Source organism: Bernardetia sp. MNP-M8, assembly GCF_037126285.1.
GTDB lineage: Bacteria > Bacteroidota > Bacteroidia > Cytophagales > Bernardetiaceae > Bernardetia.
In genome coordinates this window covers 4,483,555-4,500,098 of the sequence record NZ_CP147012.1, presented here as the reverse complement: position 1 = coordinate 4,500,098, position 16,544 = coordinate 4,483,555, and the positions used below count along the sequence as shown (strand labels likewise).

The 16,544-nt window shown below is 30.4% G+C and carries 16 protein-coding genes; 9 read left to right on the top strand and 7 right to left on the bottom strand.

The features are described from left to right. Positions 1-170: 170 nt before the first annotated feature. The gene (locus tag V9L04_RS18215; protein WP_338791351.1) at positions 171-1,226 is read right to left on the bottom strand and encodes a saccharopine dehydrogenase NADP-binding domain-containing protein; all 1,056 of its coding nucleotides are present in this window, start codon (positions 1,224-1,226) and stop codon (positions 171-173) included. 113 nt (positions 1,227-1,339) lie between these two features. Between V9L04_RS18215 and V9L04_RS18210 the strand changes: the two genes are divergently transcribed. Next, complete coding sequence (locus V9L04_RS18210; protein WP_338791350.1) at positions 1,340-1,846, top strand: DUF4112 domain-containing protein; 507 nt, start codon at positions 1,340-1,342, stop codon at positions 1,844-1,846. A gap of 41 nt (positions 1,847-1,887) precedes the next feature. On the opposite strand, the gene V9L04_RS18205 is transcribed toward V9L04_RS18210, so the two are convergent. Both V9L04_RS18205 and rsgA read right to left on the bottom strand, forming a co-directional pair. Further along, positions 1,888-2,829 carry an aminotransferase class IV gene (locus V9L04_RS18205; protein ID WP_338791349.1) on the bottom strand — a complete coding sequence of 314 codons (942 nt, stop codon included), beginning with the start codon at positions 2,827-2,829 and terminating at the stop codon, positions 1,888-1,890. A gap of 10 nt (positions 2,830-2,839) precedes the next feature. Then, positions 2,840-3,763: a ribosome small subunit-dependent GTPase A gene (gene rsgA / locus V9L04_RS18200; RefSeq protein ID WP_338791348.1), complete on the bottom strand. Its 924-nt coding sequence runs from the start codon at positions 3,761-3,763 to the stop codon at positions 2,840-2,842. A 437-nt stretch (positions 3,764-4,200) separates the two neighbouring features. Between rsgA and V9L04_RS18195 the strand changes: the two genes are divergently transcribed. Beyond that, positions 4,201-4,890 (top strand): hypothetical protein, encoded by a 690-nt coding sequence (locus tag V9L04_RS18195; RefSeq protein WP_338791347.1) that lies wholly within the window; start codon positions 4,201-4,203, stop codon positions 4,888-4,890. Between the two features lie 8 nt (positions 4,891-4,898). On the opposite strand, the gene V9L04_RS18190 is transcribed toward V9L04_RS18195, so the two are convergent. Then, positions 4,899-5,297 carry a DUF4296 domain-containing protein gene (locus tag V9L04_RS18190; protein WP_338791346.1) on the bottom strand — a complete coding sequence of 133 codons (399 nt, stop codon included), beginning with the start codon at positions 5,295-5,297 and terminating at the stop codon, positions 4,899-4,901. 511 nt (positions 5,298-5,808) lie between these two features. Between V9L04_RS18190 and rpsU the strand changes: the two genes are divergently transcribed. Together rpsU and V9L04_RS18180 are read left to right on the top strand one after the other, a co-directional pair. Further along, positions 5,809-6,006, top strand: coding sequence for a 30S ribosomal protein S21 (gene rpsU / locus V9L04_RS18185; protein WP_338791345.1), 198 nt, complete (start codon positions 5,809-5,811; stop codon positions 6,004-6,006). Positions 6,007-6,168: 162 nt separating this feature from the next. Next, complete coding sequence (locus V9L04_RS18180; RefSeq protein ID WP_338791344.1) at positions 6,169-6,945, top strand: hypothetical protein; 777 nt, start codon at positions 6,169-6,171, stop codon at positions 6,943-6,945. 12 nt (positions 6,946-6,957) lie between these two features. Here V9L04_RS18180 and V9L04_RS18175 read toward each other — a convergent pair whose 3' ends face one another. Further along, positions 6,958-7,302 carry a MazG nucleotide pyrophosphohydrolase domain-containing protein gene (locus V9L04_RS18175; protein ID WP_338791343.1) on the bottom strand — a complete coding sequence of 115 codons (345 nt, stop codon included), beginning with the start codon at positions 7,300-7,302 and terminating at the stop codon, positions 6,958-6,960. Between the two features lie 253 nt (positions 7,303-7,555). Here V9L04_RS18175 and V9L04_RS18170 point away from each other — a divergent pair, with 253 nt between their 5' ends. Together V9L04_RS18170 and V9L04_RS18165 are read left to right on the top strand one after the other, a co-directional pair. Beyond that, on the top strand, positions 7,556-9,469 hold the full coding sequence (locus V9L04_RS18170; RefSeq protein ID WP_338791342.1) for a GAF domain-containing protein: 1,914 nt from the start codon (positions 7,556-7,558) through the stop codon (positions 9,467-9,469). Positions 9,470-9,743: 274 nt separating this feature from the next. Further along, positions 9,744-11,384: an ATP-binding cassette domain-containing protein gene (locus V9L04_RS18165; RefSeq protein ID WP_338791341.1), complete on the top strand. Its 1,641-nt coding sequence runs from the start codon at positions 9,744-9,746 to the stop codon at positions 11,382-11,384. 68 nt (positions 11,385-11,452) lie between these two features. Here the strand turns inward: V9L04_RS18165 and V9L04_RS18160 are convergent, their stop codons facing one another. Further along, entirely contained in the window at positions 11,453-12,709 is a 1,257-nt protein-coding gene (locus V9L04_RS18160) for a 7TM diverse intracellular signaling domain-containing protein (RefSeq protein ID WP_338791340.1), read from the bottom strand. A gap of 196 nt (positions 12,710-12,905) precedes the next feature. On the opposite strand from V9L04_RS18160, the gene recO reads away from it, so the two are divergent. The 3 genes from recO to V9L04_RS18145 all read left to right on the top strand — a co-directional run bounded on the left by recO (position 12,906) and on the right by V9L04_RS18145 (position 15,055). Next, positions 12,906-13,598 (top strand): DNA repair protein RecO, encoded by a 693-nt coding sequence (gene recO / locus V9L04_RS18155; protein ID WP_338791339.1) that lies wholly within the window; start codon positions 12,906-12,908, stop codon positions 13,596-13,598. An 86-nt stretch (positions 13,599-13,684) separates the two neighbouring features. Beyond that, the gene (locus V9L04_RS18150; protein ID WP_338791338.1) at positions 13,685-14,701 is read left to right on the top strand and encodes a hypothetical protein; all 1,017 of its coding nucleotides are present in this window, start codon (positions 13,685-13,687) and stop codon (positions 14,699-14,701) included. Positions 14,702-14,716: 15 nt separating this feature from the next. Continuing rightward, a complete protein-coding gene (locus tag V9L04_RS18145) occupies positions 14,717-15,055 on the top strand; it encodes a hypothetical protein (RefSeq protein WP_338791337.1) in 339 nt (112 codons plus the stop codon). Positions 15,056-15,491: 436 nt separating this feature from the next. On the opposite strand, the gene V9L04_RS18140 is transcribed toward V9L04_RS18145, so the two are convergent. Continuing rightward, a complete protein-coding gene (locus tag V9L04_RS18140; protein ID WP_338791336.1) occupies positions 15,492-16,517 on the bottom strand; it encodes a mechanosensitive ion channel in 1,026 nt (341 codons plus the stop codon). Positions 16,518-16,544: the final 27 nt, after the last annotated feature.

Here is a 16,544-nt window from a genome sequence, read left to right as displayed (position 1 = left end):
AATTATTAAAATAGTGTGCGTTCGTTTTAGCTTCGCTGAGAACGACGTAGCCCTCAGCAAAGCTAAACTGAACATACGATGTTTTTTCCAAATGCAACTATTATGCTTCTAATAAGTCTCTCCTTATGAATTTCTGTTCTATTTTATGACAGACAAAAAAAATACAATCTCTAAACAACAGTCATTTCTGTGTCTTCTACTTCCAAAATTAAATTCTTGCTATATGCACTAGACGGAGTTTGATAACCTATTTTAAAATCTCCATTCAAAATCTTTTCAGTAATTAATAAAGAAGTAATCGAAGTGAGTTTATAACCTTCTGGTGTAATTAACCTAGCTTCCACCGTATTTATCCCATCCATTACTTTGCCCCACAAATAACTATTATTAGAGTTTCTTTTTTCTTCATTAGGTCCTTTTTCTCCTGCTTTGATTTTCTTTTTAATAAAACTTTTCACAAAATCATTTTTTAGCACCAACGAAAAATAACCACTTACTTCCATTGCTTTGATAGCCTTTGGAGGTTGTGCCATAAAGACTTTTATATTTGGAATTTCTGTGGAATGAAAAGCTGTCGAAACATCACCCCAGGGGATAGTGACGGAAGTCATTTTTTTAACTCCATAATCTATTGTTCTGACCTCATAAGCTGTTTTTACTTTTTTGATTTTTCCCTTTTCACGAATCATTCCTCCTTCACCTGCATTTTCTACCATGGTAAGTGCTGTTCCTTGTGAAACGCCTCCTAAGCCCATAAAGGCAAGCTCTAAATGTGTAGCTGTTGGCAATTCATCTTTCAAAAATTTAGACAAACAATCTGATGGAACAACATCAAAACCAACTCCTAACATAATCATAATTCCTGCTTCTTTGGCTGCTTGGTCTTGTGTTTTGACATACTCAAAAACATCAATTTCACCTGTAATATCTAAATAATGTGTTTTTGTAGCAATACAAGCAGGAACAAATTCTTTTACTGTTTGTGTAAAAGGACCTGCACAGTTGAGCAAGACATCTACATTTTGCAGTGCAAGTTTGACAGCCGTTTTGTCTTTAGCTTCGAAAGCAATCCATTTTAAACCTAATTTGTTGGCTAAGGCTTGTGTTTTTTCCACATTTCTTCCTGCTAAAATAGGTTTGAGTCCGTTTTTGACAGCTAATTCTGAAATAAGCTCACCTGTATAACCGTAAGCACCGTATATTAAAAAGTTTGATTTGGTCTTCATAATGAATACTACTATTTGAATAGTTTTTGTTATTTTTAGAAAAATATCTATAAAGATAAATCTATTCTAACAAAGATTTGTTCAAAATCAAATTATATCATTTTCTAATTTTTATGAAAAAACAAACTCAGCTTAGTCAGACAAAAATGGAGAAAGAACTTCCGAAAGAACTTGCTTGGATAGATAAAACTTCGACAGCTTTAGATGATATTTTCAAAATTCCTGCGACAAATTTTCGCTTTGGACTTGATCCACTTATAGGACTTGTGCCTGTGGTAGGAGATTTTTTGGGTTTTGCTATTTCTGCTTCTATGGTTTTGGCGATTGTTCGTCATGGCGTAAGTTTACCTGTTTTGACTAAGATTTTGGGAAATATTACATTTGATTATTTAGTAGGTTTGTTTCCTTTTCTAGGAGATTTTCTTGATGTTGCTTTCAAATCTAACAGAAGAAATGTAGATATTTTGAAAGAATATTATACTTCTGGAAAACATACTGAATCTAGTAAATATGTGGTTTGGTTTGCTGCAATAGGCTTTTTAGTGCTGTTAGCTGGGTTTGTAGGAGGAAGTGTTTATCTGACTTGGCAGGTTTTGAGTAGCTTTTTAGGAAATTTATAATAAAATATCCTATTAGAAACTGTATGATATTTTATACTCAACTAGGGGCAAAAAATATGATTTACTTCATTTATCCAATCAATCATTATTTCAAGCTGCTTTTGAGTTGTAATCTTGATAATTTGAATAGACTGAACAGCATTTGTAGTAAAGATAATTTCTGCTTGATTTAACTCTTGCTTTGTAATTGATTTTTCTTCAATAGAAATTTCAAATTTTGTCTTACTATAATTCTTTAATTGTCTATCTAATAGATAATTTCTCATTGTTCCCATTACACCACCTTCAGAAGACGGAGGAGTAATAAAATGAAATTGATTATTTTCTTTGTTTCTTTTTTTAGATAATTTCCTATCCAAAATAAAAACATTTGCAGCTCCTGCTTCTGCAATTCTATTTTGATTATTTAATAAAAAAACTTCATCTACCTGTTGCTCTTTTCTGTATTTTCCTGCCAAAACATAAGGAAGTGCATCTGCTTTTTTGAAAGGAGAAAAAGCAGAAGGAAAAAGAGGTAATTCATCAAAAAAAATATAGCTTTTTTGTATTGTTTCTAAGTCGTTACTGTTTTTACTTAAAAAATTTATTTTAGGGATTTCTTGTAATACAATTACAAACTCAGGTGTTGAACTTGTTGGTGTATACAGTCCACCTTCACTTCTAAAAACGGTCAAACGAGCTTTAAAATCAGCAACTCCATTTTTACCTATATTTATAGGAATTGTTAAATATACCGTTTTCAGAATCTCATCTTTCAAAAAATCGCTTTCTAATTTATCATATCCAAATGCTTCCATTCCTTTCGAAAGACGTTTGAAATGATAATCCCATAACGGAATAGAATAATTTATTGACTTATTTTTTATACTTTTCACAATTCGAATCGTTTCAAAAAGTGCATCAGCATAACTAAAAGCTCTATTTTGTGCAGAAAAAAGAAGTGTGTTTTTGTCTTGATAAATTTTTCCGTTGTGATTAAGCATAATGATTTAATTACCTTCTGTTATCATCATTTTCCATCATAGAAAGATAACTATTGTATCTACTTTTTGCAATATCACCACTTTCTACGGCTGCAATAACAGCACATTGTGGTTCTCTCAAATGAAGGCAATTGTCGTACTTACATTGATTTAAAAGCTCTCTCATTTCTGGAAAATAATGGCTGATTTCTGCTTTTTCCATATTCATAAGACCTAATTCTTTTATACCTGGGGTATCGATAACAAAGGTATTTTCAAAGATTTCAAACATTTCTGAAAAAGTAGTGGTGTGAAGACCTTTTTCTGTATAATCCGAAACTTCTTGGGTAGTTTGAGTAATTTCTGGAGAAAGACGATTTAAAAGTGTTGATTTTCCTACTCCTGAATGTCCTGAAACCAAAGAAACTTTGTCTTTCAAAATATTTTCAATTTTTGTAATATCTTCATCTTCTGTTGCAGAAATAGCCATACAAGTATATCCGATTTGCTCATAACGCTGCATCATTTTGGATTGAACAAATAATTCTTCTTCTGAAAGTAAATCTATTTTATTAAAAATCAAAACTCCCGGAATTCGAAATGCTTCTGCTGCCACTAAAAAACGGTCTATAAATCCAGGTGAAGTACGAGGCATAGCGAGGGTAACAACTACAATTGCTTGGTCAAGATTGGCTGCAATGGTATGAGCAAATCCATCTTTTTTAGGAGATTGACGGTTGATATAATTTGTTCTTTTATCTATTTTTTCTATCAAAACAGTGTTTTCATCTTTGTCTTCCAACACGATTTGTACTCTATCGCCAACAGCTATCGGATTGGTTACTCTATCATTATTTAATCTTAACTTTCCTCGCAAACGACCTCTATATCTGTGATTATCGTCTGCCAAAACATCGTACCATAAACCTGTTGAGCGCAAAATGAGTCCTTTCATAAATTTTTTGTTGAAAATCGTCGGTAGAAATACCGACAACGGCAAGGGTTTTATAATTTATTGTAAAATTACCTTTTTAATCTGTGATTGTAGTATCTAAAAACAAATAAACTCTAATTTGGTAATTAGAGTTCGAAAATAGTTGAAAATATTTTATGGAGTACTTATTAAAAGTCAAAGCAATTTTAGAATTAAGTGGCTGGATTAAAATTTGATAATTTTTAAAAAGTTTTTTTCAAAAAAAGCAAACCACAATTCAAATTATAATAAATGCAGTATTTTAAAAACCATTTGCCTAGTAAGTAGAGTTCTATTTTTATTTTTTTACACTTTTTATAAATAAAAAAGTATTAATATTTTTTTGCTTTGTAAAATCCTATAAACTTTTTTTTGTAATATACGTTCAGTAGAAAAAAACCTATCCTAAATAAACAATTATGAATATTCTTCACAAACCTGTGTATAAATTTTACTCCCTTGGTATAAGGGGAAGATTTAGATTTTTTCTTTCTGTTTTTTGTATTCTAACTATACTTCCTTTTTCTAGCTGTTCGGATACAAATGATAGCTGGGAACAGATAAATTCTGAAAAAGTATTATTAGCAGCTTCTTCTAATACTTCTGTAAAAAAAAATGAATTTGAGCAAGTGCTTGAAAAATTTTTAGCCATTTCATCAGACAACGAACTTAAAGAATATATTCATCCCCAGTTAGGTTTTTATGTTAATCACAAACCAGGGGCAATTTCTCTTGTCGAACATTTTACAGATTTAGATGAAGTATATGAACAACTTCCTCACTTAGAACCTTATTTCAAACAATTTAATGGAAAAAACCCAAAGAATGAAGAAAGTCCAAAGTTTGACTGTGAAGTTTTTTCAAAAGAAGGAACATTTTATCAAAAAACAGTTTCATTTAATGAAATAGAAAAAGGGATAGAAATCAATGAGAATATCATTGAAAAAGTCCACTCAGAAAAAGAAAAAGAATTTGCTAAACAAACAGATAAAAAAGTGAGTCATGTAGTTGTATTGACAGATGATTATCTAGAAATTGGATTTACTTCTATTAACGGAAAATGGTATATGTTGTGGTTTAATTTAGCCAAATTTGATTGTTCTGCTTAAAAAAAACATTATTTCAATTTTAGAGAATCGCTCAAAGATGCTTTACGAGCTTCTAAAGTATCCTCTACAATAAACAAAAAAAGTTCAGAACGTTTGGGTACTTTCATATAATAATTGTAATTTCTCCTAAAAGAGATTGAATCTAAATCGTATTTTTTATAGATATTATATCTATATTTTTCAAAACGCATAAGTTTGGACTCATTAGGATCATATTGCTGTACTACGGCAGATTCAGCTGTTAGAATATCAGCAATTATTTGTACAAATGTTTCTCTAGGCAAGATACTGTCAGGAACAGTTGAAGACACAAAAGAATAATCTGTACTTTTATTTTTCTTTCCACAAGAAGAAAATACAGAAATACTAATCAATAGAAAAATAACGAATAAAGGAAATGATTTCATGTAAAATAGTTTGAAGTAATTTTTTACAAAAATGCGATAAAATCTACTACTTATCTACTTTCTAATCTATTTTTTAAGAATCAATTAGGTAAAGAAGAAATTTTTAATAAAAATTCAGGTTTAGAGAACAATTAACTGTAAGGAAAATCCTATTTCTAGCAAAAGAATAGAACTAAAAATTCCACTCTTATTTTTTTGCAAAAAAACACAAAATTATAGCACAACAAATTTGTAAAAAAGAGAGATAAAAACTACCTTTGCAATCCGTTAAAATAATAATTGCATAAAATTTGCAAGTTATTTTAATGAAAAGTTTTAATACAGAAAACAACTTAAAAAGTAGTTATTAGGAGATAATTACACAACTATAAAACTTTATAAATTCTATTTAATTCTAATTATTTTAGAATTATTAGAATAAAAAATATTATTTTTCTCTACTTAATTAAGCATAATTAATTATAGAAAAAATTTAAAACTCATTTATTTCATTTAATAAAACTCATTTTATATGTTATCTATCAATGTAAAAGACAACGAGTCTATTGACAAGGCTCTAAAACGTTTCAAAAAGAAATTCGAAAAAGCAGGTGTATTACGTACAGTTCGTAGCCGTAACTACTTCGAAAAACCATCAATTAGCCGTCGTACTGAAAAAATCCGTGCAGCTTATCGTCAGAAAATGCAAATGCAAGACGAAGAAATGTAGATTTCTTTTAGAGCTATCATTCTAAATGATAAAAAGTTCTATTATAAATTTATATAAAAAGGCTTTTATTTTTTAACTTACTTGCTAAGTTGAGAAATAGAAGCCTTTTTTCTATTTAATTTAATAAAACAGGCATTCGTGTCTGTTAAAAACAATTAGTATATGAGTTTCTTAAAAAAAATAGTTTTTACAGTCTGTTTCTTTATTCTACTACAAACAAGTCTTTCTGCACAAATATTGAATATAGAAAAAGAAAGACAAGAAATAAAGACCACTGATTCGACAGTTTGGAGAGGGAATTTTATTTTTGGTTTTGATTTGACACGCCAACAAAATACCGTTTTACAAATTGATAATGATGATTATTTACTTTTAATGACACCAAAACATGCTTATATTTGGATAGGACATATTAATCTTATCAAATCAGAAGGCAAAAATGTGATTAGTGAAGGTTATTTTCATCATAGAACCAATTTTTGGAGAAAAAACAAACTTTCGGCTGAGGTTTTTACACAGTATCAGTACAATGAAACAAGAGGACTTATAAATCGTGGACTTTTAGGCGCAACACCACGTTTGTCTCTGAAAGCTTCAGAAAATTTAGATATTGCCATTGGAACAGGTGCAATGTATGAATGGGAAGAATGGAATTTGAAAGAAAGTTATGCACTTACTCGTCTTGTAAAGTCTACCAATTATATAAATTTGCATGCAAAATTTAATAAAAATTCAGAGCTAATGTTTATTGCTTATTATCAAGCTCGTTTTGATAGATTTTTTCATCCCCGTATTATTGGCGATGCTAATTTTAGAGCAAAAATTTCAAAACATATTTCGTTTAACCTTCATTTTATTCCTTATTACGATGCTGCACCTGTCATTCCTATCGAAAAATGGAATTATGAAGTTACCTCTGGAATAGGAATTCAGTTCTAAGAATCAATAAAGTTAAGAATTCCATTCTCTATTTTCATTTTCTTTATTTTTGTCTAAAAAAGCTTGTGCCAAATCTATATCAAAATGATTTGAAATATCTAAAAGATAATTGAGAACATCAGCAAGTTCGGAAGCTAGTTCTACTTTTGTTTTTTGTTGTTTTTCTTCTGTGTCTTGTGTTTTTTGAGTATGCAAATTGGTATGATTTCGAATTGCTTTTGCTACTTCTCCAATTTCTTCTGTCAAGAGTAAAAAAAGCTGTGAAGGCGAATTTTTGTCCCACCCTCTTTCAACACAAAGTTCTTTTATATAAGTTTGAAAATCTTTTAAATCGTTGGTTTGTGGCAAATTTGGCATAAGTTCAGAATAAAATTAATTTAGAAATTGTATTTACAATCAGTTTTATTAAAATGCTATTTTTAGTTGATACTGTTTTGAAGGAGTTAAAAACAGCTTATTTTAGATAGCAAGATAGACAAATTATTTTAGGCACTTTAAAAAACTAATTGTATATTGTAGTGTATTTGGATAAATATTTTTGAAATTTGCTCTATTTTTAATTTTTACTAGTAGCAAATGCATGTCTCAATTTTTGTGATTTAATATACTAATGCAAAAACGCTTTTCACTCTCATCACTTTCAGGAACTATTCAATTTTCGTACATACTAATTATAATTATGTTAGCCTGTACTCTTTTGCTTGTCATTTGGAGAGGAAATTCTCTTTTTAAAGAGCATGAAGATTTGTATAAAATGCGAAGTATGAAATATCATGCTAGTGAGTTACGAAATTCTATCAATTATTCTTTTATGTTGTTGCAACTTTATGCACAATATGATACAGTTCCAAATAATGAGGAGTTGTATTATCGGACAGCTTTAGATGTTTTTGATAATGCAGTAGTTCATTTTGACTCTATCCAAACATTATCAAAAGGAGAAGTAGAAACAGTATTGGAAATCAAACCTATAATGAATCAGCTCAATACGAAGTATGATCACCTAAGAAAATTTTCAGAAAAAGGAGATCCTCTCAAAAATTATCTTCGGATAGATATGATAGGTTTAATCAAAACTATCAATAAGAGTATAGAACTACTAATTTTAGATGAAAAAAATAAAGAAATTGAAGCAAGAGAAGTTTTGAATAATAAAATTATAAAAAATAATTACTTTGCTATTCCTCTTTTTCTTATTATTATCATTACCACTTATTTTTTGGGTAGAAGAGCCTTAAAAAAGGTATTGGAAGGTTTAAACCTAACCCACAAATACATACATTCACTTTCAATAGGACAAATACCTTCTTCTGTTATTATACTCCCTACCGAATTTGGACAGACTTTAACTGACATTCGAAAACTGACACAAGGACTAGAAGAAGTAAAAGACTTTGCACAAGAGGTTGGAAAACGAAATTTTAAGAAGAAAATTGACATTTTTCCAATTGATTCAGAACTAGGCGAGGCCTTACATAAAATGAAACTTAGCTTGGAAGAAGTAGCCAAAACTGAATATGAAAGAAATTGGCAAAATCAAGGTGTTGTAGAAATGGGGCAAGTAATTCGAAAACACACTGAAAATATGCAGGTACTTTGTGATGAACTTCTTTCCAATTTAGTAAAATATATAGATGCACAACAAGGAGCAATATTTCTTCCTTCAAATCAAGAAAAAACATTAATCTTGCGTTCTGCTTATGCGTATGGAAGGAAAAAATTTATAGAGAAAGAAGTCAGAAGTGATGAAGGAATTTTAGGAGAAGTTTTTCAAGATGCAGAACGAATATTTATGACAGATATTCCAGATAATTATACTCAAATTAGTGCTGGTTTAGGAGAAGCAAAGCCAAATAGTGTATTGGTTGTGCCATTAAAAGCTCAAGAAAAAGTATTAGGGGTATTAGAAATAGCTGCTTTTAATACATTGACAGAAGTAGAAATTAGATTAGTTGAACGTACGGCTGAAATATTAGCTGCTTCTATTTCAAGTGTAGCAAATGCTGAAAAAATGAAAAATTTATTAGAAAAGAGTAATTATTCAGCACAACAAATGAGCGCACAAGAAGAAGAGCTTCGCCAAAACACAGAGGAACTAATGGCAACTCGTGAAGAGTTAGAGAGACAATTAGTAGAAGTGAAATCACAAGTAGAAGAAAAAGATCATATTTTTGAAAATAGTAATCAAGCATTTGCTTTTGTTGATCCTTCTGGAAGACTTTTAAGAATTAACTATTCTTTTGCACAACTTTTAGAGTTTAATAAAGAAGAATTGTTAGGAAATCCAATTAGTAAATTTGTGCCTGATTTGCGTGGACTTAATAAACATGCCAAAAGAGACAGTGAAAAAGTAATGTACCACGTCTATAAAGCGACTACAAGAAATAAAAAAGAACTTTCTCTTTTAGCAAATGTTACTCGTTTGGAATTGAATAAAGAAATTATATTTATGATTGGTATGGCAAATATTCCTTCTGAAAATGAGCTTCGACAAGAAACTAAAACTACCCTCATAAAACAGTAGTAGAAACCCCACATTATTTTCATTTCAGAATTTTAGAAAATAGCAAATAAGGGTTATCATAAACTTTCTAAGTTGGGTAATAAAATTGTAAGCGTCTAAAATAAAAAAATCAAAATAATTTTGTACCTTTGTGCTTTGAAAAAACGACTTACTTTTAGTGGTAAGTTATTCATATTCAATAGTTTAATCAATCGAATTATTCGCAAAAAATGTTTTATATCAAAAAATTTTATAATTGTAATTAAAGCATTTTATATAATCATAAATTCCTTCTATGTTAGATGTTTCAAATTTAGGCTTACAGTTTGGTAAGCGTGTTTTATTTGATGAAGTAAATTTAAAGTTCACAAATGGCAACTGTTATGGTGTCATTGGTGCAAATGGAGCAGGAAAATCAACTTTCTTGAAGATTATTTCTGGAGAAATTGACCCTACTCGTGGTAGCTATTCTATGCAACCAGGGGCACGTATGGCAGTTTTGAAACAGAATCACTTCGAATATGATGAGATTCCTGTTTTGCATACTGTTTTGATGGGACACCGTCCTTTGTGGGATATTATGCAAGCAAAAGATGCTATTTATCAAAAGCCTGATTTTTCAGAAGAAGATGGAAATAAAGCTGCTGAATTAGAAGCAAAATTTGCAGAAATGGATGGTTGGAATGCTGAAAGTGACGCAGCCAATCTTTTGAGTGGCTTAGGAATTACGGAAGATAAGCATTACAAATTAGTCAATGAACTTGACGGAACAGAAAAAGTACGTGTTCTTTTGGCGCAAGCTCTTTTTGGAAATCCTGATGTACTCTTACTAGATGAGCCTACCAACGACTTGGATATTGAAACAGTTATGTGGTTGGAAGATTTCCTAGCAAATTTCAAAAATACAGTTATTGTAGTTTCTCACGATAGACACTTTTTAGATACAGTTTGTACGCATATCGTTGATATTGATTTTGCAAAAATTCAAATGCACACAGGAAACTATACATTCTGGTACGAATCAAGTCAGCTTGCACTTCGTCAGAGAAATGATAGAAACAAGAAAGCAGAAGATAAAAAGAAAGAATTACAAGAGTTTATCGCTCGTTTTTCTGCCAATGTTGCCAAATCGAAACAAGCAACTAGCCGTAAGAAAATGTTGGAAAAACTCAATATTGAAGATATTCAGCCTTCTACACGTAAATATCCTGCAATTATTTTTGACCAAGAACGTGAAGCTGGAGATATTATCCTAGAAATAGAAAAGTTATCCAAAACTTCTGCTGATGGTGATCGTCTTTTTCACGACATCAATCTTTCTATCAACAAACATGATAAAGTAGCTGTTTTGTCAAAAAATAGTTTGGCTGTTACTGCATTTTTTCAAGTTTTGATGGGCGAACTAAAAGCTGATGAAGGAACTGTAAAATGGGGTGTAACCATTACACCAACTTATTTGCCAAATGAAAATCATGATTATTTTACAGATAATCTGAATCTTGTAGATTGGCTTCGTCAATATACAAAGACAGAAGAAGAAAGAGATGAAACTTTTGTACGTGGATTTTTGGGTAGAATGCTTTTCTCAGGAGAAGAAGCCTTAAAATCTTCAAATGTACTTTCAGGTGGTGAAAAAGTACGTTGTATGCTTTCAAGAATGATGTTACAGCGTGGAAATGCCTTGGTTTTAGATGAGCCTACCAACCACTTAGATTTGGAATCTATTACAGCTTTCAATAATGGTTTGAAGAGTTTTAAAGGAAGCGTTCTTTTTACTTCTCATGACCACGAGTTTACAGAAACTGTTGCTAATCGTATTATTGAAATTACTCCAAACGGACTCATTGACAGAATGATGACCTATGACGAATACATCACAGACGAATCTATAAAAGAACTTCGTAAGACTATGTATCAAGGTGTAACTGCAAAATAATTGGTAAGCAATTTATAAGTTATATAATAAAATCAGATAATCGTGAGGTTATCTGATTTTTCTTTTTACTATTTTTTATATTCTTGTTCTGTGTCTTCTGTCTCTTCCTTTTTAGTATTTTTTTGAAGTGTATAACGGTCATTTAAGGAAACAGCACATAATAAAAGATAAAAAACTGTACCGAGTTCTATTCCGTGTTTAGTAATAAAAGTAGTATCTACAATTCCGAAAGATTTCAAAACAGCAAGTAAAATCCCAATAGAAAAAAGATACGAACCTGAAACTACAAAACGAGAATAAGCAAAACCTCTAGCACGAGTAATAACAGCTGTATAAAGAACTAAACTAGCAGCAAAAACAGCATTGCCAACTACAATTTGAGTAAGAAGATTATAATATCCTATAAACACAATACTTGCTACAATACCCCCAATGAGAGAAGAAAATTGCATTAGTTTCTGTAAAACAGGAGCATGTTTTCGTGTAAGTAGAAAAAGCTGTGTAAAATTAAGTGCTGAAACAGTAAGAACCCCAATGCTAAAAGGCAAAGCTTGATTTCCCCAATCAGGTGCAGTTGCCCACAAATATTGAAATGCATAACCATTAAAAACAGACAAAAAAAGAGCTGCTGAAAGCACTAACATAGCATAGTATAAATAAGAACGAGTTTTGAGAAGGCTTCCAATCAGAAATCCATAAGCTGCCAAAACCATAAAAATGCCAAAAAGACCTCCAAAAATAAATTGTTCACCTAATATTTCCTCAAATAAATTACTCTCATTCCAAAGCTTTACCGAAACTTGCAAACTACCTTTTGTTTTGACACGAAAATAGTACGAAACACTATCCTTCGAAACAGGAATCTTGAAAATTAGATTGTGATAATTAATATCTCTTTGATAGAATGGCAACATATCGCCACTGTGTTTAACATGCCAAGAATCAGAAATAGTATCTTTATAAAAAAGTGAAACACTATCTAATAATGGATATTCTAGTTCTAAATAAAAAATTTTATTCTCTACATGAGGAGGAATCTTGACACGAATCCATTGTGCGCTTTCTTCAAAGCCAAGATTCAAATACATAGATTGGATAGGAACAAAATAAGTAGTTAGTTTTTCTATTTCATAAATAGTAAGCTCATCAAAGCTAGTTTTTGACTGTGTATTTTCTAAAAACTCTAAATGAATTCGTTCTCCTTCTTGATGTGTATGGTGCTGATAAATATCATTTTGCGCAAAAACAAGAGTCGAATTTCCTATAAAAAATAAGAAAGACAAGAGAGGAATAAAAAATAAAAATTTATATTCAAGTTTTTGCACAGTAGGAGTAAAAATAGAAATTATTTGTGTGTAGGATATTTTAAAGAAAATAGCTCTTACTAAAACAGAAAAAGTAGTAGTTTGCTATTAGCTTTACTAAAAACGCATTTTTTTCTCATAAAACAAAACGTAACTTACAAATAATTACCAAATAGCGAATAATTAAATCAGAAAAATCATTTTATAATTTTGTTTCATGTTAGAAAAAACACAAGGAATCGTTTTAGGATTTACAAGATATAGCGAAACTTCTATCATTTGCCGAATATTCACCAAAAAATTCGGCTTAAATTCTTATATCATAAATGGAGTACGACAAAAAAGCAAAACAAGCGCACGAAAAATGGCTCTTTATCAACCTCTCACTATTTTAGATTTAGTAATTTATTACAAAGAAAATAAAGGATTATTGCGTATTTCAGATTCTTCCATTGATCATCCTTTTAGAAGCCTTCCCTTTGAACCAAAAAAATCTAGTATTGCTTTATTTTTGACAGAAATTCTTAGAAAAGCCTTACAAGAAGAAGGAGCAAACGAAGAACTGTTTAATTTTCTATTAAAAAGCATGATTTTTTTAGATGATGTAGAATCAGAATATGAAAATTTCCACATTCAATTTTTATTAAAATTAATTCCTTTTTTGGGTTTTGGAATGGATTCAGCAGAAGCATTTTTTGAATTAGAACCTCCTCAATTTGAAGTCAATAAAATGACAACTGATTATGTAAATGCACTTATGAAACTAGAATACAGCGATTATTTACCCATGAATGGAAAAATGCGTCGAATGTTCTTATATTGGATTTTGGCTTTTTACAGAAATCATTTAGAAGATTTTGGATATATTCGTTCGCTGACTGTTCTGAAAGAAATATTTGAAGAGGATTGAATCAGTAACCAGTGAGCATTAAATTTCAATGACTCTAAATTTGTATTCATTCTACCTTCTAAAATCTGACTTCTAAATTTATTTATATGACTCTGATTAAAAAGAAAAAAATAATTTATCCTATCAATGAGCCGTTGCGTAAATTTTTGATAGAGTATAAAAAAGAAATTGATATTCCTGTTTCTTATTCTGACCTTACCCGTTTTACAAGTTCGATAAATTTGTACGACAAAAAAGGCGAAGATACGCTGTGGCTAACTGTTTTTTATGCCTCAGAAGATATGAAAGAAATTTATGATGGTTTGAAGAAAATCTACGCCATGCTAAAAGCAGATGGCGACCTTTCGGTAATGCAACATTTGTATATCGATAGAGTAGATTTGTGTTCGTATGGAAATACAAAGCCATTTCGTGTCCGAGTTGTAAATCAAATCAATGATAATTTTGATTATTACTATATCAAACAAGCTGATGCTTCTCGTGTCTATGGATTAGAATTGGAAGATATGATTTCGCCAAACAGAATAAATTACTTGGTTCATAAACAGACACTTATAGAAGAACATATTGCAGGAATCCCTGGGTATCAATTTATAAAGGAAAGATTAAAAGATTTAGAATTTAATAAAATTCGTTTGGCAAAAGAATTTGTAAAGTTTAATGAGCGTTGTTTTGTTCGTCTTTTGGGAGATATGCACTCCAATAATTTTGTGATTGATATTACACCTGATTTTGAGGAAGTACATTATCGAATCCGTGCCATAGATTTTGACCAGCAGTCTTTTGAAGGACGCAGAATTGTCTATATGCCTCAATATTTCAAAGAAAATAATCCGATTATTCAGTTGGGAATTGATATGATGACACCTGCCACTGTTCAGCAATATCAAAAAGAAGAGCGTTCGCTTATGGCACAACGAATAAAAGCATCGTTACATTCAGTAAAAGATTTATTGAAAGCAATGCGAAAAGAACCCATTTCGCCAAAAGAAAACGTAATTCAGCTTAGAGAAGAGTTAGCCGATTTTTATAAAAATGATAAGTTTTTGAAAGCAAGAAACATGGGAAGTGTTTTGCAAACTAGTTTGGAAATGCTTTTTTAGATTAAAAATCAAAATATGAGAAATAGAGTAATAGTAGTTCCATTTGATAAGGAAGAGGAAGAAAAATTAGAATATGGTGGGTTTGATGATTTGAAACTCATAAAATTAGATATTGTACAATTTGACATAGATTATTTATATCATTCTCAAATACTAGATTCCATAAATGAAATTAGTGGTGTTATGATTGATGATTATGAGATAGAAGCAATATATGATAAAAATTCTTTAGAAAAATCATTGTCCTTTCTTGAAGATTTTAATGAATTGAGAAAATGGTCTTTAGTAGAACAATTAATTGCTTTATTTAAAGAAGCTATAAATAGAAACACAGGAATTCATTTTATTTTCTAACTTGTTTGGCAGAATTAAATATAGTTGTCTTGTATTTTGAGCTTTTAAACTTATACTTTCAATATAAAGCTTTGGCAAACTTTATATGCTTTTTTACGTTAGACCAACCATAAAAACATTTAAGAAATCCCCGAAAGGGATAGCAGCTTTGCCTCGCAATGGTTTTGTTCCAACAACTTTTTTCATCACTATTTTGGTAATAATAAGAGCTATATCAAATTTACTAAACTACAAACAAAAGGAGGGAAATATGGAACAAAATAAAAATATATCCAAGACACATATTATAAGTACTTTGGCATCTACTATAATTGAAACACTTTGGGCTATTGGAACATCCATTGCAGGTACTGTCCTGTTTACCCCCTTTTGCCATTGTTGAGGTCTCACCAACCACCAACAGACATATAGATAATCATCTTTGAGAACTCAAAAATTAATTTTGATTTTTATTATTTGCTTGTTTTTCATTCTCGTTCTGTTTCTGTTCCTTGCCATTTTCTTTATTTTCATCATTGAGCGTAAAAACTTCATTGAGCTTTTCGCCTCCACGTATTCCAAAATCCAAGGTACGAATAGGGAATGGAATCATAATATCATTTGCATCAAAGGCTTCTTTTATGGCAGTTGCAACTTCTACTTCAGCTATTTTATATGACTTTTCATCACTTTTATCAATAAAAAAACGAGCTATAAAATTGATAGAACTATCTCCAAAACCATCAAAATCAATTCTAACATCAGCGTGAGAGGTACTTACTTCTTTTACAGCTTTTACAGTGTTATATAAAAGTTTTCTGACTTCCTTCATATTGTCTCCATACGATACTCCTACAGAAAGATTAATTCTTCTATATTTTGTTTCGTTATAATTGACTAATGGATTTTGAAAAACTTCTTTTGAAGGGATAATAATATAACGTCCATTAAAATCTTCAATATCAATCGCTCTCAAACCAATTCTCTTTACAATTCCTGTATAATCATTTGTTTCTACCAAGTCTCCAACACGCAATGGTTTTTGAATTGTGATAAAAACACCTGAAACAAAATTAGTAGCCAAATCTTGAAAAGCAAAACTAAGCGCAAGACCAATTACACCAGCACCAGCCAAAAGTGAAGTAACTGTTTTGTCAAGGTTAAGAACGCCCAAAGCAAAGAACATTCCTACTAAAATAATAATTGTAAATAAAATCTGTGAGGCTAAATCAAGTAAATTTTTATTATCTACCCATTTTGAAAGTACTTTATTGATTAATGATTTTGCCCCTTTAGCTAAAAAATAAAAAGCCAATAAAACAACAATTGCCAATATAAAATTTGGAAGTGCAGCAGCAAGAGCTTCAAACCAACCTATAAGTTTATCAACAAGTGTGTTATAACCTTTTGTCAATAAATCAATTTGTCCTTTTGCAGTTGTAGCTGTTGTATCTTGAACTTGTAATAAAAATTGTAAGAGCATAAAGTAATAGGGTAAGATTAAAAAATA